The sequence below is a fragment of the Olsenella uli genome (assembly GCF_016900775.1).
GTDB classification, from domain to species: Bacteria; Actinomycetota; Coriobacteriia; order Coriobacteriales; family Atopobiaceae; genus Thermophilibacter; species Thermophilibacter uli_A.
In genome coordinates, this window is the sequence record NZ_JACJKN010000020.1 from 24,567 (window position 1) to 46,988 (window position 22,422).

Below are 22,422 nucleotides of genomic sequence, written 5' to 3' on the forward strand. Positions count from 1 at the left end.
CCAAAACTACAACGAGAGATTACTCTTTGTTTGGTGACCAAACTCGCTGGATGGACCACGGACCGACAGGAGGACCCATGACCGCCCCCACTGCAGCCCTCGAGCTCCCGCGCACCTTCGAGGAGTTCAACGAGCAGCGCCGCCAGAGCTTCCTCAAGGTCAAGGACTTCAAGCAGGCGGGCGGCCGCCTGGTGGGCTACCTCTGCAGCTATACGCCGCTCGAGGTGATTGACGCCGCGGGCGCCTCGGGCGTGGGGCTCTGCGGCACCTCCGACGAGGTCATCCCCGCTGCCGAGGAGGTCCTTCCGGCCAACCTCTGCCCGCTCGTCAAGTCGACCTATGGCTTCGCGTACTCGCAGAAGTGCCCGTTCACGCACTTCAGCGACCTCATCGTGGGCGAGACCACCTGCGACGGCAAGAAGAAGATGTACGAGCTGCTGGACGAGCTCAAGCCCACCTACGTGCTGCACCTGCCGCAGGGCCGCTCGCGCGAGCACGAGCGCGAGGGCTGGTACCGGGAGGTCGTTGGCCTCAAGGAGACGCTCGGGCGGCTCTACGGCATCCAGATTACCGACGACGCCCTGCGCGATGCCGCGCGCCTGCGCAACCGCCTGCGTCGAGCGATCCTGGCCCTCTACGACCTGCAGCAGAGCGTGCCGCCGGCGATGAGCGGCGTGGAGCTCATGAGCACGATGTTCGCGGGCACGTTCAACTTCGACGTGCGCGCGTACGTGGAGAGCCTCGAGCGCCTGTGCGCGCAGCGTCGGGCGGAGGCCGAGGCGGGCGGCAGCCCCATCAGCGTGGGGGCCAAGCGCATCCTCATCACCGGCTGTCCCGTGGGCGGCGTCATCAACAAGGTGGGCGCCACGATAGAGAAGAACGGCGGCGTGGTGGTCTGCGAGGACGACTGCTCCGGGGAGCGAACCAACCGCTTCATGGTGGACGAGGATGCGCCGGACATCCTGCGCGCGATCGCCGAGCGCTACCTCAAGATCAACTGCTCGGTCATGACCCCCAATGAGGGCCGCTTCGTCGCCACGCGCGAGATGATCGAGAAGTACCGCGTGGACGGAGTCATCGAGTGCGTGCTCACGGCCTGCCACACCTTCAACGTGGAGGCGGCGCGGATGGAGCGCGCCGTGGAGGCGGCCTGCGTGCCGTACATGAAGATCGAGACCGACTACTCCTCCGGCGACCTCGGCCAGCTCGGGACGCGCATCGCCGCCTTCATTGAGACGCTCTAGGGGGTCGTGGTGGTGTGCGAGAAGGACGCGCCGCCCGGGCGCATGGGCATAGGCGTCGACATCGGCTCCACGGCAACGAAGGTCGCCGTGGTCGATGCCGCCGGCGAACTCGTGCGCACCGAGCTCATGCCCACGGGCTTCTCCAGCGTGGACGCCGCCGAGCGCGCCCGCGAGGCGTGGAAAGGGGACAGTCACTTTTGCACGCTCGGCGCGCGCGTGGTGGCGACGGGCTACGGGCGCGTGGCGGTGCCGTATGCGGACAAGGTCGTGACCGAGATCACGTGTCACGGGCGCGGCGCCGCGCGCCTCTTTGGGCCTGACGGCACCGTGATTGACGTGGGAGGACAGGACACCAAGGTCATCCGTCTGCGCGGCGGCCGCGTGTTCAAGTTCGTGATGAACGAGAAGTGCGCGGCGGGCACGGGTCGCTTCTTGGAGGTTATGGCGGACCGGCTGGGCGTGAGGCACGACGAGCTGTCTGCGCTGGCGCGCGACGGCGAGCCGACGCAGATCTCAAGCATGTGCACCGTGTTCGCGGAAAGCGAGGTCATCAGTCTCGTGGGCCGCGGCGAGCCGCGCGAGAACATCGCGCGCGGCGTGATCGAGAGCGTGGTGGGACGCGTGGCCGCGCTCGTGGGCTCCGCGGGAGGCGCGGGGCCGTACTATCTTACGGGCGGGCTCTGCGACAACGACTACGTGGTGGGGCTGTTGGGAGAGCGGATCGGCGCTCCCGTGACAACGTGCCCGGAGGCGCGCTACGCCGGCGCCCTCGGCGCGGCGCTCATGGCGCTGGAGCTGGAGTAGGCTGTATGAGGCGCAGGCCGAGGTCCTTCTCGTCCGCGCTTGACGGGCCCCGGGAGGGGCCGAGAGGAGAGAACATGGCAGAGACGACCCTCACGATCGACGCGCGGGGCGAGGCGTGCCCCATCCCCGTGGTGCGGACCCTCAAGGCGCTCGCGGTGCTGGCGGGCCCGGGCAGCGTGGAGACGCTCGTGGACAACGAGATCGCGGTGCAGAACCTCACGCGCATGGGCGAGGGCAAGGGCTGCGCGGTGGCGAGCGAGCGCCTGGGCGAGAAGGAGTGGCGCGTCACCGTGTCCACGTCCGTCGCGCTGGGTGTGAGCGACGCGGAGGCCGAGTCGGCGACGTGCGAGGTGCCGGCGCCGGGCGCGCCGTCCGCGGCGGCCTCTCCGCGCCGCGTGGTCGTGGCGATCACCTCCGAGTGCATGGGCACCGGGGACGACGTGCTGGGAAAGAAGCTCATGGGGAGCTTCGTCTACTCGCTCACGCAGCTCGACGAGCTGCCCGCGACCGTGCTGCTCTACAACGGCGGCGCGCACCTCAGCTGCGAGGGCTCGGCGGCGCTCGAGGACCTGCGGGGCCTTGCGGCCTCCGGCGTGGAGGTGCTCACCTGCGGCACCTGCCTCGACCACTACGGCATCGCGGACACGCTCGCCGTGGGTGAGGTCACCAACATGTACGTGATCGCGCAGCGGCTCACGCAGGCGAGCCTCGTGGTGCGGCCGTAGGGGCCGGCGGTGGCGCGCGTGCGCGAGCCGTCCCTGGTGGTGACGTTTCCCACCACGGCGGCGGCGCTGTCATGCGAGGAGTGCTGCCAGCGGGGCGGCCTCGGCGGGCGGATGATTCCGGTGCCGGGGCAGATCTCGGCCGGGTGCGGCCTGGCGTGGAAGACCGCACCCGAGGCCCGTGACGAGCTGGCCGCGGCGCTGGCCGCCGACGGTGTGCCCGTGGAGGCGATGACGGTAATCGAGCTGCTTGAGTTCCGATGAGCAAAAGGGGACTGTCCCCTTTTAGGCAAGTGCAAAAGGGGACTGTCCCCTTTGACTCATGGGCGAGAAGGACGTGGGGCCGATGATCTACCTGGACAACGCCGCGACGACGATACGCAAGCCGCGGGAGGTCGCAGACGCCGTCGTGGCCGCGATGGGCTCGCTCGGCAACGCCGGCCGCGGGGCGTCCGCGGGCGCGCTCGACGCCGGTCGCGCGGTGCTGCGCTGCCGCGAGGCCATGGCGGCGCTCCTGGGCTGCCCGCGCGCGGACCACGTGTGCTTCTCGGCCAACTCGACGGCGGCGCTGAACGCCGCGATTTCGGGCCTGGTGGGGCCGGGCGACCGCGTGGTCACGACGGTGCTGGAGCACAACTCCGTGCTGCGCCCGCTCGCGCGGCTGGCGGACGAGCGGGGCGTCGAGGTGGCGTATGCCGGCTGCGACGAGCACGGGCTTCTCGACCTGGCTGACCTTGAGCGGCTGGTCGCGCCGGGCACGCGCCTCGTGGCGGTGACGCACGCGTCCAACGTGACGGGCAACCTCGTGGACGTGGCCCGCGTGGCGAAGATCGCGCACGCGGTGGGGGCGCTCTGCCTGGTGGACGCGTCGCAGACGGCGGGTGCGGTGCCGCTGGACATGGCCGCCATGGGCATCGACGTGGTGTGCTTTACCGGGCACAAGGGCCTCATGGGTCCGCAGGGCACGGGCGGCATGGCGGTGGCGGAGGGCGTGGACGTGCGGCCGTGGGCCGAGGGCGGCTCCGGCGTGCGCTCCTTCGAGCGACGGCACCCGCTCGAGTGGCCCACGCGGATGGAGGCGGGGACGCTCAACGCGCACGGGCTGGCCGGCCTTGCGGCGGGCGTCGCGTTCATCCAGGGGAACGGCGGGCCCGCGGCGGTGGGCGCGCGCGAGCACGGGCTGGCGCGGCGGCTCTACGAGGGCGTGGCCGGCGTGCCGGGCGTCGTTGTGTACGGCGGCTGGCCTGTGGCGCCGGAGCGCTGCGGCTCGATCGTGGCGCTCAACGTGGAGGGGCTGGACTCGGCGGAGACGGCCGACGCGCTGGCCTCGGGCTGGGGGATAGCGTGCCGCGCAGGCGCCCACTGCGCGCCGCTCATGCATCGCGCCCTGGGGACCGAGCGGCAGGGCATCGTGCGCCTGAGCTGCGGCTGGTTCACCACGAAGGACGAGGTGGACGCCGCCGTCTCCGCATTGCGAGAGCTCTCTGCATAATGGGGACGGGTTAAAAAGAGCAGCACGCTTTAACCCATTCCCATTTTGCCGTCCGGCAGGGATACGGTGCCGTTTGGCCGGGTGTCGTGACTGACCAAACTATTTGTGAGCTAGACTAACTAGTTGGAATCGGATGGCCGTAGCCATCGTTATGCTTTTAAAAAAATAACGCTGACGAGGAGGTTGGCGATTCATGTTGGTCGTGATTCGCGGGGCGGGGGATATCGCGTCGGGCATTGCGCTGCGCCTCTTCCGCGCGGGCATGCAAGTCGTGATGTGCGACCTCGCGGTGTCCACGTCCATCCGGCGCACCGTGTGCTTCTCAGAGGCCATCCGCCTGGGCGAGACGCGCGTGGAGGGCGTGCGCGGCGTGCTGTGCGCGGACGCTGCCGCGGCGCGCGCGGCCGTGGCGGCCGGAGACGTGGCCGTGCTCGTGGACCCCGAGGCCGCGTGCGTCCGCGACCTCGCGCCCGACGCGCTGGTGGACGCCATTCTCGCCAAGCGCAACCTCGGCACCACGCGCGACCTGGCGCCCGTCGTCATTGGCGTGGGCCCCGGCTTCACCGCGCGCGAGGATTGCGACGCCGCGGTGGAGACCATGCGCGGCCACTACCTGGGGCGCGTCTACTACGAGGGCTCGCCGATCCCCAACACGGCGGTGCCCGGGCTCATCGGCGGCTACGCGGGCGAGCGTGTGATGCGGGCTCCCGCGGACGGCACCTTCGAGCCCCGCGTGGAGATCGGTGCCGAGGTGGCGGCCGGCGACGTCTGCGCGACGGTGGCCGGCGAGCCCATGCGCGCGACGATCGACGGCGTGGTGCGGGGGCTCCTGCAGGCGGGCGTGCCCGTGCACGAGGGCATGAAGTGCGGCGACGTGGACCCGCGCTGCCGCCCGGAGTACATCCGCACGGCGTCGGACAAGGCGCTGGCCGTGGGCGGGGGCGTGCTCGAGGCGATTCTCGCGCTCTCGGGCGCAGCGGGCGATAAGAACGCGTCGGGTGAGAAGAACGCGTCGGGTGAGAAGAACGTGCCGACCGAGAAGAACGCTCGCCCCGTCAACGGCTCGCTCTCCGACGAGGGCTTCGTCTCCGCGCTCGCGGCGGAGCTTGCGGCCGGGCGGCGCGTGGGGCTGGCGAGCCTGCTCGCCACGAGCGGCTCGATGCCGCGCCACGAGGGCGCGCGCCTGGCCGTCCTCGCAAGCGGCGCGCTCATCGGGACCGTCGGCGGCGGCGCCATCGAGCAGCTCGCCATCGGGCGCGCCCGTGCGGCGCAGACGGGCGGCGCGCCGAGCCTCGAGTGGTACCACACCGGCGACGCCATGGCCTGCGGCGGCGACGCGCTGCTCGCCGTGCGTGCGCTCACGGCCGATGACCTGCCCGTTCTTCTCGCCGTGCGTGACGCGCTCCTGCGCGACGAGCCCGCCTGCGTGACGGAGCGCTGGGCGGACGCCGCCGCGCCCACGATCGAGGCCGGCCCCGCCGCGCGTCTCTCCGCCCCGACCTGGGATGACGAGCGCGCCACCTACCGCGAGCCCGTCGTCGCCCCGAGCCGCCTGCACGTCTTCGGCGCTGGGCACGTGGGCGCCGCGCTCGTGGGGCTGGCGGCGCAGGCGGGCTTTGAGGTCCACGTCTACGATGACCGCCCGGAGCTCGCCACGCGCGAGAACCTGCCGCACGCAACCACCGTGACCTGCGGCGCGTTCGGCGACCTGGCCAGGGACGCCGCCATCGGGCCGCGCGACTCGGTCGTGGCGCTCACGCACGGGCACGCCCACGACGAGGCGGTTCTTCTCGCCGTGCTCTCGCGCGAGCCCCAGCCCGCCTTCGTGGGCTGCATCGGCAGCGCCCGCAAGGCCACCCTCGCGCGCGAGCATCTCGCCGCCGCCGGCCTGCCGGCCGAGCGCGTCGAGGCCGTGGCCATGCCCATAGGCCTTGCCATCGGCGCCGTCACGCCCGCCGAGATCGCGCTCGCCATCGTGGCGCAGCTCGTCCGGCGCCGCGCCGAGCGTCGCGGCGAGGGCCCGGGGAAGGGCGAGCGCGCATGAGCGCCCCCGCCCACAGCCCCGTCCGCACGCTCGCCCGCAGGCACCCCGGGCGCATCATCGTCCTTCTCGGCGTGCTGCTCGTGGCTGCGGTGACGGCCTCGCTCGCGCTCGGCCGCTACCCCATCGGCCCGGCGGACGCGCTCGAGCTCCTGCTCTCCCGCGTGGCGCCCGGCCTCGGCGACTTCTCCGCGCAGCAGGAGACGCTCTTCTTCAACGTCCGCCTGCCGCGCATCCTGCTCGTGATCCTCGTGGGCGCGAGCCTCTCGGCCGCCGGCACCGCGTTCCAGGGCATCTTCCAGAACCCCCTGGTCTCGCCGGACTTCCTCGGCGCGTCGCAGGGGGCGGCCTTCGGCGCGTGCCTGGCCATCCTCGCGGGCGCCGGCTCGCTCGCGATCTCCGGCTCCGCCTTTGTCGTCTCGCTCGCCGCGGTGGGGATCGTGCTGCTGGTGAGCGGACGTGCGCGCGGCAACCGGATCCTTGTCACCGTGCTCGCCGGCATCATGGTGAAGTCGCTCTTCGAGGCCGGCGTCTCCTACACCAAGCTCGTGGCCGACCCGTCCAACCAGCTGCAGGCCATCACGTTCTGGCTGCTCGGGTCGTTCACCGGCGCCAAGACGGCCGACCTCGCGCTGGCGGCGGGCCCCATCGCCGTGGGCCTTGCCGGCCTCATGGCCATGCGCTGGCGCCTCAACGTCCTCACGATGTCCGACGACGAGGCGCTCTCCATGGGCGTGAACGCCCCGCGCGTGCGCGCCGTGGCCGTGCTCTTCTCGGCGCTCGTGACCGCGGCGAGCGTGGCGGTCTCCGGGCTCATCGGCTGGGTGGGGCTCGTGGTGCCGCACCTCGCGCGCGGCCTCGTGGGCAGCGACTACCGGCGCCTCCTGCCGGCCAGCATGCTCGCGGGCGCCACGTTTCTCCTGGTGGTGGATGACATCGCGCGCCTTGCGCTCACGTCGGAGATCCCCATTGGCATCCTCACGTCCGTGGTGGGCGCGCCGTTCTTCCTGTGGCTCATCGTGAAGCGGGGGCGCGGCTGATGCGGGCGAGAAGAACCTGGCGCCCCGGCTCCGCGGCGGGCGAGAGGGGGCGCGGCTGACATGAGCTTTGAGATCTCCGGCCTCAGCTTCTCCTACGGCGACCACGCGGTCCTCGAGGGCGTGGACCTCTCCGTCGCGGACGGCGAGCTCGCGTGCGTGCTCGGGCCCAACGGCGTGGGCAAGACCACGCTCTTCCGCTGCATCCTGGGCCTCGAGCGCCCGCGCGCGGGGACCATCCTCGTGAACGGCCGGCCGCTCGACGAGCTCTCCGTTGCCGAGCGCGCCCGCGAGATGGCCTTTGTCCCGCAGAGCCACGCGCAGGTCTTTGACTACGAGGTCATCGACGTGGTGCTCATGAGCGCGGCATCGCGCCTGGGGCCGCTGCGCGCGCCGGGCGCGGCCGAGCGCGCCCGCGCCGAGGAGGCGCTCGAGCGCGTGGGCATGGCGCACCTCGCGCACCGGAGCTTCATGCAGGTCTCAGGGGGTGAGCGACAGCTCGTCCTTATCGCCCGCGCCATCGCACAGGACGCGCGCTCGATTGTGATGGACGAGCCCACGAGCGCGCTCGACTTTGGCAACACGGCGCGCGTGATGGCGGTGGTGCGTAGGCTCGCGCGCGAGGGACTCTCGGTGATCGCGTCCACGCACGCACCCGACCTGGCCTATCTCTACGCGGACACGGTGCTCGCGCTCGACGGCGGGCGCGTCCGCGCGTGCGGGCCGCCGGCCGAGGTCATCACCGGGCCGCTCCTGAGCGAGCTCTACGGCCTGCCCGTGGAGGTGAGCTCGCTCCACGGAGACCGGGCGCGCGCCTGCGTGCCCCTGGACATGACGAAGTGATCAAAAGGGGCCTGTCCCCTTTTAGGCACCTTTTAGGCATCGGGAAGGGAGAAGAAGTGAAGAGAAGGACGTTCCTATCGGCAGTTGCGGCGCTTGCGGTGGCGGTGTCGCTTGGGGCATGCGCCGGTGCGCCTGCGGAGGATTCCGGTCAGCAGCCCGACGGTCAGCAGCCTGCGGCGGAGCAGGCCGCCACGCGCACGGTCACGGACTCGCTCGGGCGCGAGGTGGAGATCCCGGCCGAGGTCGAGCGCATCGCGGCGTCCGGTCCCGTGGCGCAGCAGGTGCTCCTGAGCGTGGCGCCCGAGAGGATGGTCGGCCTTGCCACCGAGCTCACGCCCGAGCAGCTCGCCTATCTCGGCGAGGACCTCGCCGACCTGCCCGTGTTCGGCCAGATCTACGGCGGCAAGGGCGACTTCAACAAGGAGGCCGTGGCCGCCGCCGCGCCGCAGCTGATCGTCGACGTCGGGGAGCCCAAGGACGCGCTCGCCGAGGAGCTGGACGCGCTGCAGGAGCAGATCGGCATCCCGTGCGTGCACCTCGACTCCACCACGCTCGACTCCTACGCCCCCCTCTACGAGCAGCTCGCGGACATCCTGGGCTCGGAGCGCGCCGCCGAGCTCGCGGACTACTGCCGCAGCGCCGTGGCCGAGGTCGAGGGCGTCCTGGCGGAGGTCCCCGCGGACGAGCGCCCCACGGCCGCGTACCTGCTCGGCGAGACGGGCACCAACGCCATGCCGAACGGCGGGTTCCAGTCCGGCGTCATCGACCTGTGCTCCGAGAACGTGGCCGTGGTGGACAACCCGTCCTCCAGCGGCAAGGGCAGCGAGGTCAGCCTCGAGCAGATCGCGCTCTGGGACCCCGAGCTCATCGTCTTCTCCGCCGACTCAATCTATGACACCGTGGGCGACGACCCCGCCTGGGCGGAGCTCGCGGCGATCAAGTCCGGCAACTACTACCGGGTGCCGAGCGTGCCGTACAACTGGGTGTCCTCCCCGGTCGGGGTGAACCAGGTCCTCGGGGTCCAGTGGTACGCGCGCCTGTGCTACCCGGGCCGCTTCGACGACGACCTGCGCGACGTGGTGGGGGAGTACTACCGGCTCTTCTACGGCCACGACCTCACGGACGAGGAGTACGACACGCTGACGGAGGGTGCCGTGCGGAAGTAGCGGGCGTCTGGGCGCGGCACAAAATTAATCCGCCCTCTGAGTCCCTTTGGAAAAGTTCAACTGGGAAAACGCTCGCAGAGAGCGCCAGGGGGCGGATTAATTTTGGCGCGGCTGCCGAGACATCGCAAGGAGGGGCTCGCGCAGCCGCCGCGCGTCGGCCTCGTTGGGGCTGAGAAGCGCGGGCTCGCCCCAGACGGGGCTGAGGCGCGCGGCCACCTCGTCGGCCAGCGCCGCGCGCACGACCACGAGCGCATGCGGCCAGGCGGGCCCGGGGCCGGCGGCGAGCAGCTCGAGCGCCGCGGTGAGCCCTGCGCCGCGGCGCAGCTCGAGCGGGCCGACCTCGTCAATGACGAGGAGCCCGGCGCGCGCGTCCTTCTCGCCTCCCGCGACGGCCAGCCTGGCGAGGTGCGCGTTCACGCGCGCGAGCGCCGCCGGGTCGAAGTCCCAGCCCAGGCCGAGGGAGGACGGTCCCGCCTCGGTCGGCGTGGCGAGAAGGACCCGCTCGCGCGAGGGCAGAAGCACGTTCTCTATCCCGAGCTTCTCGCCGCCGCGCCACACGCCGGGCGCGAGCACGCCGCGCACGGGCACGCCCGCCGCCTCGAGCTCGCGCACGCGCGCCGCAAGCCACGTGGTCTTGCCCGTCCGGATGCCGCCGGTGAGAATGAACAGCATGCCGCCCTCCCATGAGTGTCCTGGAGGACATGATGACAGATGGGGACGGGTTATTTGTCTCTGAGACAAATAACCCGTCCCCATCTGGTTGCCTCACGACATGCTTCTGGCGAGGTCCCCCACCTTCTTGATGAGAAGCCATGCGGGGGAGAGGTCCTCGCGCATCGACGACGTCTCGATGTAGGTGCGCCGGGCGCAGAACCGCACCGCCGACGCCGCGCCGGGTGCATCGTCACGCCTCTCGTACCCGTCCCGAGCGAGTTGGTCGGCCAGGTCGGAGGCAGCCGCGGGGCATCCCATGGCGAGAAGTACGGCGAGAAGCCCCGCCGTGTCGGTGGGCGCGAGGTCACGGGCAGGATCGAAGTCCCCGCGAGCCGCGCCCTCCGCCCAGCGCACGTTGGCGTTTGCCTGGCCGAGGAACTGGGCGCCGGTCGGCGTGAGCCGGGGACCCAGGTCGACGAGGACGGCGCGGCAGACCATGATGGCAAGCATGAGGGCGCAGGCGGTGGGGGCAAACGCGGGCGACGGCTGCAGGCCCGCCGCCGCCGACCCGAAGAGGCACCAGAGGACCGAGAGGACGGTGACGGGGCCGCTGAACACGATCTGGCTGAGTATGCTGGGGCTTCGCGCAAGCCCCGCGGCAAACAGGTCGCCAGAGAACCGTCCGAGGAACCTCTGGAGCGGGCGATAGCTGTCCCCGGAGTCGATGCGGCCGCACAGCTCCGCGATGCTCGCGCTCCTGGCGCCCTCCGGCATCATGAGCTCGACCGCCTCGCGGTCGTAGGGGGCCAGCTCCCGCGTGCGCACGTCAACCCAGAGACCCGCCCCGAAGGCGCTGGACTGCTGGTCGGTCGAGCGGCGCGTGCGCTCCCGGCGAGACCGACCGCCCGTGGCGACCGGCCCGTCCTCCTCGTCCGCCTTGTTATCCGCGGCCGCTCTCTCCTCGAACGTGACGCTACCGCGTCCCATCAGGCTGACGAGCCCTGCGAGCGCGACCTGGCAGGCCCTTCGCTCGCTTCTGATGTCCATCTCTCGGTGATACCGAAGCGCGCCGAGTAGCACGGGGTGGAGGTCGGGCACCTTGGCCGTCGGTGCAAGGTCGTCGGGGACGTGCTGCGCCCGTCGTGCGCTTATGAGCTTCGTGATGATGCACAGGGCGAGGTATCCCACGGGGACGCCCCAGGCCATGAGCAGCTGGGAAAGCGAGGGCGGCATGTGGTCCGACTCCTTTCTGACGGGCCTGAGATGCCCCCAGTCTATGTCCCCCCTCCATTATCTGAAGGGTTGCCGGCATGGCCCTTACAAAGCCCGTACCTTGGGGGCTGCGAGTGGGGACGGGTTATTTCCCTCAGAGAAAAAGGGACAGGCCCCGGGGCGCCCCCGAGACCTGTCCCAAATTCTCTGAGAGAAATGACCCGTCCCCTCTTTACAGCTCGCGCTTCTCGTAGAGCTTCAGGGAGGCCGCGGCAGAGATTGCCAGCGCCGCCGCGGCCAGCGCCACGCACGCCGCCACGCCGCAGACCATGCCCTCCGGCGTCTCCAGCGCGGTGAGCAGGTCGGAGAGCAGGTCCTGCCCCGGGATTCCGCCGTCGAGCATGCCGCTGTTGCCCAGCACCGCCACCGGCACCACGAAGAGCAGCACGATCACCGTGGGCAGGATCTGCGTGGCGCGCGTCTGGCCCAGGCGGAAGTAGAGCGGCGTCACGACGCTTGCCACCACGGAGCCGATGAGCAGGGTGAAGCTCGTCACGAAGAGCATCGGCCCCATGAGCTCCGCGTCAAACGAAAACGCCTCGCCTACCTCCCCACCGATTCCCAGTGCGCTCATCACGCCCATGGAGACCAGCGCGCCTGCGACGCCCACGACCATGCCCATGAGCCCCAGCGTCACGATGGCGCCGTAGCGGCCGAGCACCACGTCGCGCCGGGAGAGCGGGAGCGTCAGGCGGAAGAGCCCCCAGTGGTTGAGCTCGTCGTAGGCAGCCAGGCCCATCGAGCCCATCATGAAGAACATGCAGGTGAGGGTGGCCGGCATCGCAAGCGGCGTCTGCATGCCCAGCCCGATGCACAGGCTCACGAAAAAACCCAGTCCTACGAGCTGCTTTGCGTAGTCGCGAAAGATGGTCATCTCAATGAGGTATGCGCGCTTCATTATCGGACACCGCCCTTCAGGGTGAGCGTGAGGTAGTCGTCTATGGTCATGCGGTCCACCGGAATCTCCGGGAAGCTCTCGGCAAAGGCAAAGCGGTCGGGAACGAGCAGGTCGATGCCGTAGTCGTGCCGCAGGTAGCGCAGGTCGCGCTCCGGGATGACGCCGCTCGCCGCCACGCGCTCGAGGTCGGTCACGCGGCAGCGCGCGATGCCCATCTCGTCGGTTATGGCGTCCTTGGGCAGGTCAAAGACGATGCGCCCGGCGTCGATGCACACGATCCGGTCCGCGATGCGCTCGAGGTCGCTCGTGATGTGGCTGCTCATGAGGACGGCGCGGCCCGGCTCGGCCACGAAGTCGCGCAGGCGGTCGAGCACCTCGTCGCGCGCCATCGGGTCGAGGCCCGCCGTGGCCTCGTCCAGGATGAGCAGGCGCGCGTCGTGGGCAAACGCGCAGGCCAGGCTGAGCTTCATGCCCATGCCGCGTGAGAGCTCCTTGACGGTCTTCTTCGCGTCCAGGCCGAGCTCGGCGGTCAGGCGAGAGAAGCGGTGAGCGTCCCAGGTGGCAAAGGCACGAGCGTAGATGCGGCCCACGTCGGCCACGCGCAGGTGCTCTGGGAGCGAGATGGCGTCAAAGACCACGCCGACCTGCTCCTTGGTGGCGGCACCGGAGGGACGGGAGAGCTCGGCGCTCGGGGTGCCGAGCACCTGCGCCTCGCCGCCGTCCACGGGGAAGAGGCCGAGAAGGGCCTTGATGGTGGTGGACTTGCCGGCGCCGTTCTGGCCGACGAACCCCACGACCTCGCCCTCGCCCACGGTGAGGTCCACGCCCTCGAGGGAGAAGCCGTCGTAGTGCTTGGTGAGCCCGCGGGCCTCGATGAGGGTGCCGCCGGCGATGTCTGCGCTCATGCTGACGTCCTTTCTGCGCGAGGTTCTTCTCGCGCTACTCCAGTACCAGGGTGAGCATCTCGGAGAGCTCGTCGTTCGTGAGGCCCATCGCGCGCCCCCGCTCCACGGCGCGGGCGAGAAGCTCCTCGACCTCCCGCAGCTGCTCCTCGCGGATGAGCTCGGCGTTGCCGCCGGCGACGAAGCTCCCCTTGCCCTGCACGGTCTCGATGAGCCCTGTGGCCTCCAGGTCCGCGTAGGCGCGCTTGGTGGTGATCGCGCTCACGCGCAGGCTGTTGGCGAGGGCCCGGATGCTGGGGAGCTGCTCGCCCTCCTTGAGCTGGCCCGTCACGATCGCGGCCTTGATCTGGTCCGTGATCTGCTCGTAGATGGGCTTGCCGCTCGAGTTTGAGATGATGATGTCCAAGTCGTGTCCTTCCTTCTCGCCCCGCGGGCGTCCCCTCGGGGGTCTGCCGCTCCGGGGCGCCCCCCTCGGCGGCCGGGGAGCCGCGGACGTCTTCGCTTCTCCCCTCCGGATATACCGTGTATACCCGATAAATACAGTATATACTCACATATACACAGTGCAAGAGGGATTTGGAAAAAGGTCCGGAAAGGGCCGCACGCCGCCGCCGTCCCTGCGGGCGCGTCACGACGAGCCGGGCAGCCTGCGACGCCGGTGTGGGGGAAGGCCCGCGACCGGCTTCCCTAGCCGCGCAGCACCTTTTCCAGCGCCTTGCCGCGGGCGAGCTCGTCCACGAGCTTGTCCAGGTAGCGCGCGTTCTGCTCCACCGGGTCCTCGATGGTGGCCACGTCCACGCCGCAGACCTTGCCGGTGATGAGCGTGCGGCGGGGGTTCATGGCCGGCGCCTCGTCGAAGAACTCCCGGTACGTGAGCTCGCGCCCGAGCTGCCGGGCGAGCCCCGCCTCGTCATAGCCCGTGAGCCAGCAGCAGACGGCGTCCACCTCCGCGCGCGTGCGGCCCTTGCGCTCGGCCTTCTGCACCAGCAGCGGGTAGACCTGCGAGAACGAGAGCTCGGCGATTGACCTGCGCGCCATGGTGCCTCCTCCGGCCGGCTTGCATCTGCTCGGGGCCATTATGAGGCAGCGGGCACTAGGCGAGAAGGGCCTCCAGCCCCACCACAAACGCCGCGACCGCCGCCACGAAGAGCGCGACGAGCCCCCACGTGCGCGGGTTGCCCCAGTTCATGGCCCAGCCCACGCCAAAGCGCCGGGGCACCACGAGGGAGGGGTCCTCGCGGTTGACGTAGAAGACGCCGAGGCGCCAGTGCGCGTCGTCGTCGAAGTCCAGCTCGCCGGCGGCGCTCATGCGGCGTAGGAGCCTGGAGCCCGCCTGCCCGTAGACGAGCGAGATGCCCACGTTGGGGACAATCGCCGCCACGCAGACCACGAGCAGCGCCACCAGGGACTGCGCGGACGTCACCACGCCCGCAAAGGAGAGCGGCATGAGGGCGATGGACGCCACGATCACAAGGCCTGTGACCAGCAGCGCAACGCTCTGCGCGCGGGCGAACATCCCATAGGCCAGCGCGGAGGCCGTCGGGTTCTCCGGCGCGGCGGGCCGGCGGCTGCGGAGCACCTGCCAGTGGGCCGCGGTGAGCGAGAGGGCGAGAAACGCCTGCACGGCCAGCGGCATGGCGATGACCTGCCAGCCCTTGGCCATATAGTCGTCCGCCACGCCCGCCGCGTCAAAGTGCACGGGCACCGGGTCCGGCATGCCGGGGTAGAGCGCCACGGTCATGGCCAGCGTGGCCAGGATGACGGGCAGGTAGAGGAGGTCCCAGGTGAGGGGGAGCGGCCGGGGCGCGTTCTTCTCGGCCGCGCCCGCCACGGCGGCGGCGCGCATGCCGCGGGCCTCCCAGCCCTCGGTACGCTTGATGGCCTGCACGCGGGAGCGGAAGAAGAGCATGAGGAGAAAGCCCGCGAGCACGGGCGCGCAGACCACGGCGGAGAAGACGAGCGGGTCGGCGGAGCGGACGAGCAGATAGGCGGCCACCGCCGAGGCCACCGAAACGGCGAGAAGAACCACGAGGTAGATGCGCCGCATGCGTGCGATGCGCGGGTCTTTCTGCGCGGTCTCGGGCACGGTCACGGCAAAGGCCTCGCGTCGGCGTCCGAGCCAGGGGACGGCGGCCAGGAGTGCCCCCGCGAGCAGGGTGAGAAGCGCCATCGCGATGCCCGTGACCTGGGCGGTGAGCTCGGCGGACATGCCGAAGGCAGCGTCAGCGGGCATGGCTCTCTCCCTCCGGCAGGCCTGCCGCGGCGCGGGTCGCGGCGGCGAGGAACGCGCCGCGCGTGCCGCCGGAGGCCTTGAACTCGGTGGCGAGCTTGGCGAGCGCGGCCGTCAGCGCGGTGGCGTCGAGGCCGGCGGCCGGGTCGGCGGGGGCGTCCGCCACGTAGGCGCCGCGGCGGCCGAGCATGATGACGTAGCCCTCGTCGCGCAGCGTCGCGTAGGCCTTGTTGACGGTGTGCAGGTTGATGCCCAGATCCTCGGCGAGCGAGCGCACGGAGGGCAGGGCGTCGCCGGGGCGAAGCTCACCGGCGGCGATGCCGGCTATGACGGCATCGCGCAGCTGCAGGTAGAGCGGCGTCTCGGAGAGCTTGTCGACCGTGATGACCGTGGGCGCCCGCCTTTCACGTGAAGGAATTGTGTTCTATCCGAACTATAGCAGAGCGCGCGCCAAAGGGGTATAGTACCCGCCATCTGTTATAGATCAGATATAGCAGAAATTGCCTAAAAGGGGACTGCCCCCTTTTAGGCAACGGTGCGAAGGAGGAGACATGGAACGCGTGCTCGAGGTCAGCCACTTCCGGAAGGAGTACCGGGGCAAGGTCGCCGTGCGCGACCTCTCGCTCGCGGTGGCGCCCGGCGAGATCTGCGGCTTCATCGGCCACAACGGAGCCGGCAAGACCACGCTCATCCGCTCGGTCGTGGGCGCGCAGCCGCCCACGTCAGGCACCGTGCGCGTCTGCGGCATGGACGTCTGGGCCGATCCCGTGGCCGCCAAGCGCCAGATGGCCTACGTGCCGGACAACCCGGACGTCTACGACTTCCTCACCGGCATGCAGCACCTGGACCTGATCGCGGACGTCTTTGGCGTCTCGGGCCCCGAGCGCCGCCGGCGCGTGGGCGAGCTCGCGGGGCGCCTGGAGCTCGAGGGCGCCCTCGGCGACCCGGTCTCCGCCTACTCCCACGGCATGCGCCAGAAGCTCGTGCTCACAGGGGCGCTCCTGCACGACCCCGCGCTCCTCGTGCTGGACGAGCCCTTCGTGGGCCTGGACCCCTCGGCCTCCCACGAGCTCAAGGCCATCCTGCGCGAGCGCGCGGACGCCGGGGGCGCGGTGTTCTTCTCGTCCCACGTGCTCGAGGTGGTGGAGCGGCTCTGCGACACCGTGGCCGTGATCCGCGCGGGCGAGCTCGTGGCCTCGGGCCCCACCGACGAGGTGCGCGGCTCGGACTCGCTCGAAGACGTGTTCCTCGAGCTCGTGGACGGCCAGAGCGCTGCCGTGGCCACGCCGACGAGAAGGACGAGGTGAGCGCCGTGACGCCCAGGACCTCCTCCTCCGCCGGCCGCTCGCTCGGCCCGCTGCTCTCCCTGCAGGTGCGCGCCCTGCTCTACGGCCTTGGCGTCCGGCGCGGCTCGGGCTGGGCGCGCGCCGCCCTCGCGGCGACGCTCGTTGCCCTCATCGCCGGGGTGGCCGTGCTCTACCTGGGGGCGCTCGGCTTTGGCATGGTCGCCGCCGGCGCCGCGGGGGCCATTCCCGCGCTCGCGGCGCTCGCGGGCTCGCTCGCCTCGGTGGCGCTCGTCTTTGTGAAGGCGCCCGGCACGGTCTTCGGCTGCCGTGACTACGACCTCGTGGCGGCGCTGCCGGTGAGCGTGCGCACGGTGGTGCTCGCGCGGACGGCGCCGCTCTACGGGTTTGGCGTCGCGCTCTCCGCGCTGCTGGCGGCGCCCCTCTACGCGGCGTACTTCTCGGCGGTCACGCCGACGCCGGCGGCCGCTGCCGCCGCGCTGCTCTGCGCGCTGCTGGCGCCTCTTGCGCCGGCGGCCGTGGCCACGCTGGCCTCGCTCGCCCTCACGGCGCTGTCCGTGCGGTTCCGGCATGCGGGGGTGGTGCAGCTCGTGCTCTCGGTGCTGCTGGTGGCGGGCGTGGTGGCGGGCTCTCTTGCGCTCGGCGGGGCGTTTGGCGAGAAGGACGACGCGGCTGCCCTCATGGCGATGGGTGACGTTGCGGCCGCGCTCTCTGCCGCCGTGGCGTCCACGTACCCGCCGGCCGCCTGGGTCGCGGCGGCGGTGGGGGAGGGCTCGGTCGCGGGGCTCGCCGCCTTCGCGGCGCTCTCGCTCGCGCTGCCGGCCGTCGTGACCGCGGGGCTTGCGGCCTGCTACCCGTCCGCGAACGCCGTGGCCACGTCCGGGCCGCGCCGCCCCGCTCGCCGGGCCGTCGAGGCCGGGTCCGCCGCGACCCCGCTTGCCGCCCTCACGGCCAAGGAGCTGCGGCGCATCGGCTCCATGCCCTTCTACGCGATGAACTGCTGCGTGGGGATGATCCTCATGGTCGTGGCCGCGGTCGCGGTGGCGGCCCTCGGGGTGGACGCGCTGCTCGCGTCCGGCGTGGTCAACGGGGTGCGGCTCGACGCGCAGACGCTCGCGGCGATGCGCGGGCAGATCGACGCGGCGCTGCCCTGGGCCTTCGGGCTCTGCGGCGCCATGTCGCTCACGGCGGGGCCCTCGGTTTCGCTCGAGGGCCGCGCGTCCTGGCTCATGCTCACGGCGCCGGTGGGCGCGGGGACCGTGCTGGCGTCCAAGCTGCTCGCCAACCTCGTTCTGGGCGGGGCGGCCGTGGCGGTCTCCGCCGTGGCGCTGCTTGTGGGCGGCATGGCGCCGCTGCTGGTGCTTCAGTGCGCCGTGGCCGCGCTCGGCCTGCTCACGGGCCTCGCTGCGGTCGCGCTCTCCCTCGACGCGGCGCGCCCCAACCTCGCCTGGACCGCGCCGGCCGAGGTCGTCAAGCGCGGCCTGCCCATGACGGCGGGCGTCTTCGGCGGCATCGCCGTCGCGCTGGTCTGCGGCTTTCTCTCCGTGACGGCGTGCGGGGCGTGTGGCGCGTGGGCTTCCGTGGCGGTGAACCTTGCGGTCCCGATCGCCGTGGCCGCGGCGGGCCTGGCGCTGCTCCGCGCCGTCGCACGGCGGGGGCTCCCGGCCCCCGGCTGGGAGGCGTGAGCTGGGCCGAGGTCCTTCTCGCCCGCACTTCTCGCATCAAATCTGGCCGCGGCCTTTTGGCCATTTGGGGTACTCCAGGAGGCCCGAAACTGCCAAAAGGCCGCGGCCAGATTTGATATTCGCCCGTGCCGGTGGGATACCGGCGAGGCGCGGGGCGCCGGAACGAGGAAGTGGCCGCCGCGCGGGGCCGTGGGCACCAGCGCGCCCCGGCGCCGGGCGCCCCTAGTTGTCCCGCGCGAGCCTGCGGTAGAGCGCGGCGAAGACCGCCGCCCCGGCGACGACCCACGCGAGCGTCACGGCCAGCGGCGCGAGCGCGTCCGCCGTGAGGAGGCGCCCGCCCGCGGCGAGGCCGAGCAGGTCCCAGACGCCCCCGAGCGGGCTCAGCGCGGCCGCGGCCTCGACGGCCTCGCTCACCATCCCGAAGGTGGGCACGAGGGCCAGAAGCAGCACGGGCACGCTGTAGAAGCCGGCCGTCATCTGGTCGCGCGAGGCCAGCCCCAGCACGAGCGAGACCAGCACCACGGGCACGGCTCCCAGCGCGGTGAGCGCGAGGTACGCCGGCAGGAGCCCCGGCTCGCCTCCCGCCACGGCGAAGCATGCCGCGCCCACGGCCACCACCGCCGCCAGCGCCACGCCGCCCTTGGAGGCCGCGACCTCGCCCGCGCTCACGTTGGCGAGCATGAGGGTGCGCAGGGTGTGCCGCTCCTTCTCCTCGGCGATGCCGTAGATGAGCGTCATCGAGGCGACCATGCCCACGCTCATGCAGAGCCCGGAGCCCAGCAGGAACGTCCCGATCTGTCCCTCGGCGAGGGCGAGCTCGGCGCCCGTGAGCCCCGCGTCGGCGGCGGTGTCCCCGATGACGAGGCGGAACAGCAGCATGAAGCCGATGGGCATGAGCAGCACCACGAGCATCGTGGGGTTCTTGAAGAGGTCGGCGAGGTCCTTGCCGGCAAGGGCGCCCACCTTGCGAAGCGTCGCGTTCATCTAGAGCTCCCTTCCGGTCAGCTCGAGGAAGACCTCCTCGAGGTCGGGCTCGTCGGAGTGGATGGAGGCCACCTCGCCGGCGGCGAAGAGGTCGCGCACGGCGTCGGTCGCGGCGGCGTCCTTCGTGAGCTCGACGGTGCCGCGCGTGCGCGTGACCACCACGACGCGGTTGCGCGCGTGCTCCATGGTAAGCGATGCTGGGGCGCCCGTTGCCACGATGCGCCCCTCGTTGAGGATTGCCAGGCGGTCGCAGCAGGCCTCGGCCTCCGCCATGTCGTGCGTGGTGAGAAAGACCGTGGTCCCGGCGCGGCGAAGCTCCGCGAGCATTCGGTGCACCTCGGCGCGGGCCGCCGGGTCCAGGCCGCTCGTCGGCTCGTCCAGGAAGACGAGCTCCGGGCTGTGGACGAGCGCGGCGAGAAGGGCCGCCCGCTGGCGCATGCCCTTGGAGCAGTTCTTCACGAGCGTCGCGCGGTCCCGCGCGAGCCCCACGCGCTCGAGGAGCGCCGGGATGCCGCGCTCGCCCCGGCCGCGCAGGCGCGCGTAGAGCCTGAGGTTCTCCTCTATGGAGAGCCGCTCGTAGAGCGCGCTCGTGTCCGAGAGGATGCCGATGCGGTCGTAGTCCGCGCCCGATGCGTTCTCGATGGGCCTGCCAAACAGCGTGATGCGCCCGGTGTCCGCGGCGAGCTGGCGCGTGAGGAGCTTGATCGTGGTGGTCTTGCCGGCGCCCGAGGGGCCGAGAAAGCCGAAGCACTCGCCGCGGGCCACGGCGAAGGTGAGCCCGTCGAGCACGCGCCTGGCGCCGAAGGAGAGGCAGACGCCCTCCATCGTGAGCACGGGGCTATGCGTCGCGGCCATCGTCGCCCTCCTTCCGGGGAGCCTTCGCGCTCCCGTCCTTCTCGCCCTTCCCCCTCTTGCGCCTGCCGGTCTCAAAGACGCCGGCGACAAAGCAGCACGCGATGACGATCGCGCCGAAGAGCGCGGGCTCCACCTACATCGCCCCCTTTGCGGCGCCGTCGCGGCCGAGCGCGGCCTCGAGGGCGCTGATGCGCCGCTCGACGCGGGCGATCTGGTAGCCCATGCCCATGGCGAGAAGCACCGTGGCGATGGCGAGGACCATGAGGAGCACGGAGAGCTGCTCCAGCGTGAGCGGGGCGTTGGGCCCCAGGGCCTTGGTGACGAGCTCGGCGATCTGCTGTTCGGTCATGGCGCGTCCTTTCGTCTCTCCCGGCGTGCGCGGCCGGACGCCGGGTGCCTGGCTGACGGCCCCATCCTCTCCCGCACGGGGCGGCGCCACAAGCGGATTTGACCATCAGGAGCTGCGGAGACGACGAAAGGAGCATAGGGGGCCACGAGAGGAGCGCCGCCGCGCCGCCCGCCCGCGCCCGGCCGCCGAGAATTGTCGCCGCGCGCCCACGCCCGGCGCGCTATACTGCCCGCAGGCGGACGATTTGCCGCCGGACAATCGCATAGCGCGGGGAGCTTGCAGGACGGCAGGCTGAGAGGGGGCGCGCCCGCCCCGACCCGAGGAACCTGACATGGGTAATGCCAACGGAGGGAGTCTTGCGCATGAGCACAGCTGTAGAGAAATCGAGCGGGCAGGCACCGCGCGGCGAGAAGGACCTCGTCACGCAGATCGACTACGCCCGCGCCGGGCAGGTTACGCCCGAGATGCGCGCCGTGGCCGAGGCCGAGCGGCGCGACCCGGATCTCATCCGCGCGGGCGTGGCGGCGGGGCGCATCGCCATCCCGGCCAACGTCCGCCACCTCGAGCGCGGCCTCGTGCCGCGTGGCGTGGGCGAGGGCCTCTCCACCAAGGTCAACGTCAACCTGGGCATCTCCGGGGACGTGGCGGACGCCGGCATGGAGTGGGAGAAGGTCCGCACGGCCGAGAAGTACGGCGCGGACGCCATCATGGACCTCTCCAACTCCGGCAAGACGCGCTTCTTCCGCCAGGAGCTCGTCGCGCGCACGCCGCTCATGGTGGGCACCGTCCCCATGTACGACGCCATCGGCTACATGGAGAAGCCGCTCGTGGAGCTCACCGCCGAGGACCTTCTCGCCACGGTGTGCGCCCACGCGGAGGACGGCGTGGACTTCCTCACCATCCACTGCGGCATCAACCGCCGCGTGATCGAGACCTTCAAGGAGACCGGCCGCCTCATGAACATCGTCTCCCGCGGCGGGAGCCTCCTCTTTGGCTGGATGGAGGTCACGGGCAACGAGAACCCCTTCTTTGAGCACTACGACGAGGTGCTCAAGATCTGCCACGAGTACGACGTGACCATCTCTCTGGGCGACTCGTGCCGCTCGGGCTGCCTCTTCGACGCCAACGACGCGGCGGAGACGGCAGAGATGATCGAGCTCGGCAAGCTTGCCCGCCGCGCCTGGGACGCGGGCGTGCAGGTGATGATCGAGGGCCCGGGCCACATGGCCATGGGCGAGATCGCGGCCAACGTGGTGATGGAGAAGCGCCTCTGCCACGGCGCGCCCTACTACGTGCTGGGGCCGCTCGTGACGGACGTGGGCGTGGGCTACGACCACATCACGGCGGCCATCGGCGGGGCCATCTCGGCGAGCGCCGGGGCGGACTTCCTCTGCTACGTGACGCCGGCCGAGCACCTGTGCCTGCCGGACGCCAAGGACGTGCGCGACGGCCTCATCGCCACCAGGATCGCGGCGCATGCGGCCGACATCGCCAAGGGCGTGCCCGGCGCGCGCGAGGCGGACGACCGCATGGCAGACGCCCGTCGCCGCCTGGCCTGGGACGAGATGTGGGCCTACGCGCTCGACCCGGACACGGCCCGCGCGCGCTACGAGGCCTCGCCGGCCTCGACGGAGGGGACCTGCACCATGTGCGGCAAGATGTGCGCCGTCCGCACGGTGAACAAGGTCTTCGAGGGCACCACGATCGACCTCGACCTGGAATAGGGGACTGCCATGGCACAGATAAACGGCAGGACCGCGCCCGAGGCCGACGGCCGGACCGTCGCCGAGCTGCTCGAGCAGATGGGATACGAGCGCGCCCGCGTGGCGTGCGAGCTCAACGGGGAGATCCTTCCCCGTGCCGAGTTCGACGCCCGCCGGCTGACGGCCGAGGATGCGCTCGAGGTCGTCCGCTTTGTGGGGGGCGGCTGATGGCGGGGG

The 22,422-nt window shown here is 71.3% G+C and carries 25 protein-coding genes and 1 riboswitch; of the genes, 13 read left to right on the forward strand and 12 right to left on the reverse strand.

The window, feature by feature from the left end; genetic code table 11:
- The first annotated feature begins 77 nt into the window (after positions 1-77).
- The 9 genes from H6A23_RS10350 to H6A23_RS10390 all read left to right on the forward strand — a co-directional run bounded on the left by H6A23_RS10350 (position 78) and on the right by H6A23_RS10390 (position 9,349).
- The gene (locus tag H6A23_RS10350; protein ID WP_204832096.1) at positions 78-1,244 is read left to right on the forward strand and encodes a double-cubane-cluster-containing anaerobic reductase; all 1,167 of its coding nucleotides are present in this window, start codon (positions 78-80) and stop codon (positions 1,242-1,244) included.
- A 9-nt stretch (positions 1,245-1,253) separates the two neighbouring features.
- On the forward strand, positions 1,254-2,048 hold the full coding sequence (locus H6A23_RS10355; protein ID WP_353653063.1) for an acyl-CoA dehydratase activase: 795 nt from the start codon (positions 1,254-1,256) through the stop codon (positions 2,046-2,048).
- Positions 2,049-2,122: 74 nt separating this feature from the next.
- The gene (gene yedF, locus H6A23_RS10360; protein WP_204832097.1) at positions 2,123-2,773 is read left to right on the forward strand and encodes a sulfurtransferase-like selenium metabolism protein YedF; all 651 of its coding nucleotides are present in this window, start codon (positions 2,123-2,125) and stop codon (positions 2,771-2,773) included.
- A 9-nt stretch (positions 2,774-2,782) separates the two neighbouring features.
- Complete coding sequence (locus H6A23_RS10365) at positions 2,783-3,034, forward strand: DUF3343 domain-containing protein (RefSeq protein WP_204832098.1); 252 nt, start codon at positions 2,783-2,785, stop codon at positions 3,032-3,034.
- Between the two features lie 82 nt (positions 3,035-3,116).
- Positions 3,117-4,262 (forward strand): aminotransferase class V-fold PLP-dependent enzyme, encoded by a 1,146-nt coding sequence (locus tag H6A23_RS10370; RefSeq protein WP_204832099.1) that lies wholly within the window; start codon positions 3,117-3,119, stop codon positions 4,260-4,262.
- Between the two features lie 193 nt (positions 4,263-4,455).
- Positions 4,456-6,306, forward strand: a complete 1,851-nt coding sequence (gene yqeB, locus H6A23_RS10375; RefSeq protein ID WP_204832100.1) for a selenium-dependent molybdenum cofactor biosynthesis protein YqeB — start codon at positions 4,456-4,458, stop codon at positions 6,304-6,306.
- Positions 6,303-7,343, forward strand: a complete 1,041-nt coding sequence (locus H6A23_RS10380; RefSeq protein ID WP_204832101.1) for a FecCD family ABC transporter permease — start codon at positions 6,303-6,305, stop codon at positions 7,341-7,343. The genes yqeB and H6A23_RS10380 overlap by 4 nt, the downstream gene beginning before the upstream one ends.
- 60 nt (positions 7,344-7,403) lie before the next feature.
- Positions 7,404-8,183 (forward strand): ABC transporter ATP-binding protein, encoded by a 780-nt coding sequence (locus tag H6A23_RS10385; protein ID WP_204832102.1) that lies wholly within the window; start codon positions 7,404-7,406, stop codon positions 8,181-8,183.
- A gap of 56 nt (positions 8,184-8,239) precedes the next feature.
- Positions 8,240-9,349, forward strand: a complete 1,110-nt coding sequence (locus tag H6A23_RS10390) for an ABC transporter substrate-binding protein (protein WP_353653064.1) — start codon at positions 8,240-8,242, stop codon at positions 9,347-9,349.
- A 96-nt stretch (positions 9,350-9,445) separates the two neighbouring features.
- On the opposite strand, the gene H6A23_RS10395 is transcribed toward H6A23_RS10390, so the two are convergent.
- From H6A23_RS10395 to H6A23_RS10430, 8 genes are all read right to left on the reverse strand, one after another.
- Positions 9,446-10,021: a nucleoside-triphosphatase gene (locus H6A23_RS10395; protein ID WP_204832103.1), complete on the reverse strand. Its 576-nt coding sequence runs from the start codon at positions 10,019-10,021 to the stop codon at positions 9,446-9,448.
- A gap of 93 nt (positions 10,022-10,114) precedes the next feature.
- On the reverse strand, positions 10,115-11,236 hold the full coding sequence (locus H6A23_RS10400; protein WP_204832104.1) for a hypothetical protein: 1,122 nt from the start codon (positions 11,234-11,236) through the stop codon (positions 10,115-10,117).
- Positions 11,237-11,447: 211 nt separating this feature from the next.
- Positions 11,448-12,173 (reverse strand): ABC-2 transporter permease, encoded by a 726-nt coding sequence (locus tag H6A23_RS10405; protein ID WP_204832105.1) that lies wholly within the window; start codon positions 12,171-12,173, stop codon positions 11,448-11,450.
- Positions 12,173-13,078, reverse strand: a complete 906-nt coding sequence (locus tag H6A23_RS10410; RefSeq protein ID WP_204832106.1) for an ABC transporter ATP-binding protein — start codon at positions 13,076-13,078, stop codon at positions 12,173-12,175. The genes H6A23_RS10405 and H6A23_RS10410 overlap by 1 nt, the downstream gene beginning before the upstream one ends.
- Positions 13,079-13,112: 34 nt before the next feature.
- Positions 13,113-13,481 (reverse strand): GntR family transcriptional regulator, encoded by a 369-nt coding sequence (locus tag H6A23_RS10415; protein WP_204832107.1) that lies wholly within the window; start codon positions 13,479-13,481, stop codon positions 13,113-13,115.
- Positions 13,482-13,762: 281 nt separating this feature from the next.
- Positions 13,763-14,113: a DUF2200 domain-containing protein gene (locus H6A23_RS10420; RefSeq protein ID WP_204832108.1), complete on the reverse strand. Its 351-nt coding sequence runs from the start codon at positions 14,111-14,113 to the stop codon at positions 13,763-13,765.
- 55 nt (positions 14,114-14,168) lie between these two features.
- Positions 14,169-15,308 carry a DUF1648 domain-containing protein gene (locus H6A23_RS10425; RefSeq protein WP_204832109.1) on the reverse strand — a complete coding sequence of 380 codons (1,140 nt, stop codon included), beginning with the start codon at positions 15,306-15,308 and terminating at the stop codon, positions 14,169-14,171.
- Positions 15,298-15,723 (reverse strand): GntR family transcriptional regulator, encoded by a 426-nt coding sequence (locus H6A23_RS10430; RefSeq protein ID WP_204832122.1) that lies wholly within the window; start codon positions 15,721-15,723, stop codon positions 15,298-15,300. The genes H6A23_RS10425 and H6A23_RS10430 overlap by 11 nt, the downstream gene beginning before the upstream one ends.
- Positions 15,724-15,856: 133 nt before the next feature.
- Between H6A23_RS10430 and H6A23_RS10435 the strand changes: the two genes are divergently transcribed.
- Together H6A23_RS10435 and H6A23_RS10440 are read left to right on the forward strand one after the other, a co-directional pair.
- Positions 15,857-16,612 (forward strand): ABC transporter ATP-binding protein, encoded by a 756-nt coding sequence (locus H6A23_RS10435; RefSeq protein ID WP_204832110.1) that lies wholly within the window; start codon positions 15,857-15,859, stop codon positions 16,610-16,612.
- 5 nt (positions 16,613-16,617) lie between these two features.
- Complete coding sequence (locus tag H6A23_RS10440) at positions 16,618-18,294, forward strand: hypothetical protein (protein WP_204832111.1); 1,677 nt, start codon at positions 16,618-16,620, stop codon at positions 18,292-18,294.
- Between the two features lie 222 nt (positions 18,295-18,516).
- Here the strand turns inward: H6A23_RS10440 and H6A23_RS10445 are convergent, their stop codons facing one another.
- The 4 genes from H6A23_RS10445 to H6A23_RS10460 are packed head-to-tail and all read right to left on the reverse strand — an operon-like array spanning position 18,517 to position 20,482.
- A complete protein-coding gene (locus tag H6A23_RS10445) occupies positions 18,517-19,278 on the reverse strand; it encodes a hypothetical protein (protein WP_204832112.1) in 762 nt (253 codons plus the stop codon).
- Positions 19,279-20,133 (reverse strand): ABC transporter ATP-binding protein, encoded by an 855-nt coding sequence (locus tag H6A23_RS10450; protein ID WP_204832113.1) that lies wholly within the window; start codon positions 20,131-20,133, stop codon positions 19,279-19,281. It lies immediately after the preceding gene.
- A complete protein-coding gene (locus H6A23_RS10455; RefSeq protein WP_204832114.1) occupies positions 20,117-20,266 on the reverse strand; it encodes a hypothetical protein in 150 nt (49 codons plus the stop codon). The genes H6A23_RS10450 and H6A23_RS10455 overlap by 17 nt, the downstream gene beginning before the upstream one ends.
- Positions 20,267-20,482, reverse strand: a complete 216-nt coding sequence (locus tag H6A23_RS10460; RefSeq protein WP_204832115.1) for a hypothetical protein — start codon at positions 20,480-20,482, stop codon at positions 20,267-20,269.
- Between the two features lie 258 nt (positions 20,483-20,740).
- Positions 20,741-20,853: riboswitch (TPP riboswitch) on the forward strand.
- Here H6A23_RS10460 and thiC point away from each other — a divergent pair.
- Both thiC and thiS read left to right on the forward strand, forming a co-directional pair.
- On the forward strand, positions 20,845-22,206 hold the full coding sequence (gene thiC, locus H6A23_RS10465; protein WP_286165955.1) for a phosphomethylpyrimidine synthase ThiC: 1,362 nt from the start codon (positions 20,845-20,847) through the stop codon (positions 22,204-22,206). It overlaps the preceding riboswitch by 9 nt.
- Positions 22,207-22,215: 9 nt before the next feature.
- Complete coding sequence (gene thiS, locus H6A23_RS10470) at positions 22,216-22,413, forward strand: sulfur carrier protein ThiS (RefSeq protein ID WP_204832117.1); 198 nt, start codon at positions 22,216-22,218, stop codon at positions 22,411-22,413.
- The last annotated feature ends 9 nt before the right edge of the window (positions 22,414-22,422 follow it).

Coding starts and splice junctions, on each gene's coding strand:
- H6A23_RS10350 (WP_204832096.1), top strand. CDS start 78: ATGACCGCCCCCACTGCAGCCCTCGAGCTCCCGCGCACCTTCGAGGAG.
- H6A23_RS10395 (WP_204832103.1), bottom strand. CDS start 10,021: ATGCTGTTCATTCTCACCGGCGGCATCCGGACGGGCAAGACCACGTGG.
- H6A23_RS10380 (WP_204832101.1), top strand. CDS start 6,303: ATGAGCGCCCCCGCCCACAGCCCCGTCCGCACGCTCGCCCGCAGGCAC.
- H6A23_RS10425 (WP_204832109.1), bottom strand. CDS start 15,308: ATGCCCGCTGACGCTGCCTTCGGCATGTCCGCCGAGCTCACCGCCCAG.
- H6A23_RS10460 (WP_204832115.1), bottom strand. CDS start 20,482: ATGACCGAACAGCAGATCGCCGAGCTCGTCACCAAGGCCCTGGGGCCC.
- H6A23_RS10445 (WP_204832112.1), bottom strand. CDS start 19,278: ATGAACGCGACGCTTCGCAAGGTGGGCGCCCTTGCCGGCAAGGACCTC.
- yqeB (WP_204832100.1), top strand. CDS start 4,456: ATGTTGGTCGTGATTCGCGGGGCGGGGGATATCGCGTCGGGCATTGCG.
- H6A23_RS10410 (WP_204832106.1), bottom strand. CDS start 13,078: ATGAGCGCAGACATCGCCGGCGGCACCCTCATCGAGGCCCGCGGGCTC.
- H6A23_RS10370 (WP_204832099.1), top strand. CDS start 3,117: ATGATCTACCTGGACAACGCCGCGACGACGATACGCAAGCCGCGGGAG.
- thiS (WP_204832117.1), top strand. CDS start 22,216: ATGGCACAGATAAACGGCAGGACCGCGCCCGAGGCCGACGGCCGGACC.
- H6A23_RS10405 (WP_204832105.1), bottom strand. CDS start 12,173: ATGAAGCGCGCATACCTCATTGAGATGACCATCTTTCGCGACTACGCA.
- thiC (WP_286165955.1), top strand. CDS start 20,845: ATGAGCACAGCTGTAGAGAAATCGAGCGGGCAGGCACCGCGCGGCGAG.
- H6A23_RS10400 (WP_204832104.1), bottom strand. CDS start 11,236: ATGCCGCCCTCGCTTTCCCAGCTGCTCATGGCCTGGGGCGTCCCCGTG.
- H6A23_RS10420 (WP_204832108.1), bottom strand. CDS start 14,113: ATGGCGCGCAGGTCAATCGCCGAGCTCTCGTTCTCGCAGGTCTACCCG.
- H6A23_RS10385 (WP_204832102.1), top strand. CDS start 7,404: ATGAGCTTTGAGATCTCCGGCCTCAGCTTCTCCTACGGCGACCACGCG.
- yedF (WP_204832097.1), top strand. CDS start 2,123: ATGGCAGAGACGACCCTCACGATCGACGCGCGGGGCGAGGCGTGCCCC.
- H6A23_RS10435 (WP_204832110.1), top strand. CDS start 15,857: ATGGAACGCGTGCTCGAGGTCAGCCACTTCCGGAAGGAGTACCGGGGC.
- H6A23_RS10450 (WP_204832113.1), bottom strand. CDS start 20,133: ATGGCCGCGACGCATAGCCCCGTGCTCACGATGGAGGGCGTCTGCCTC.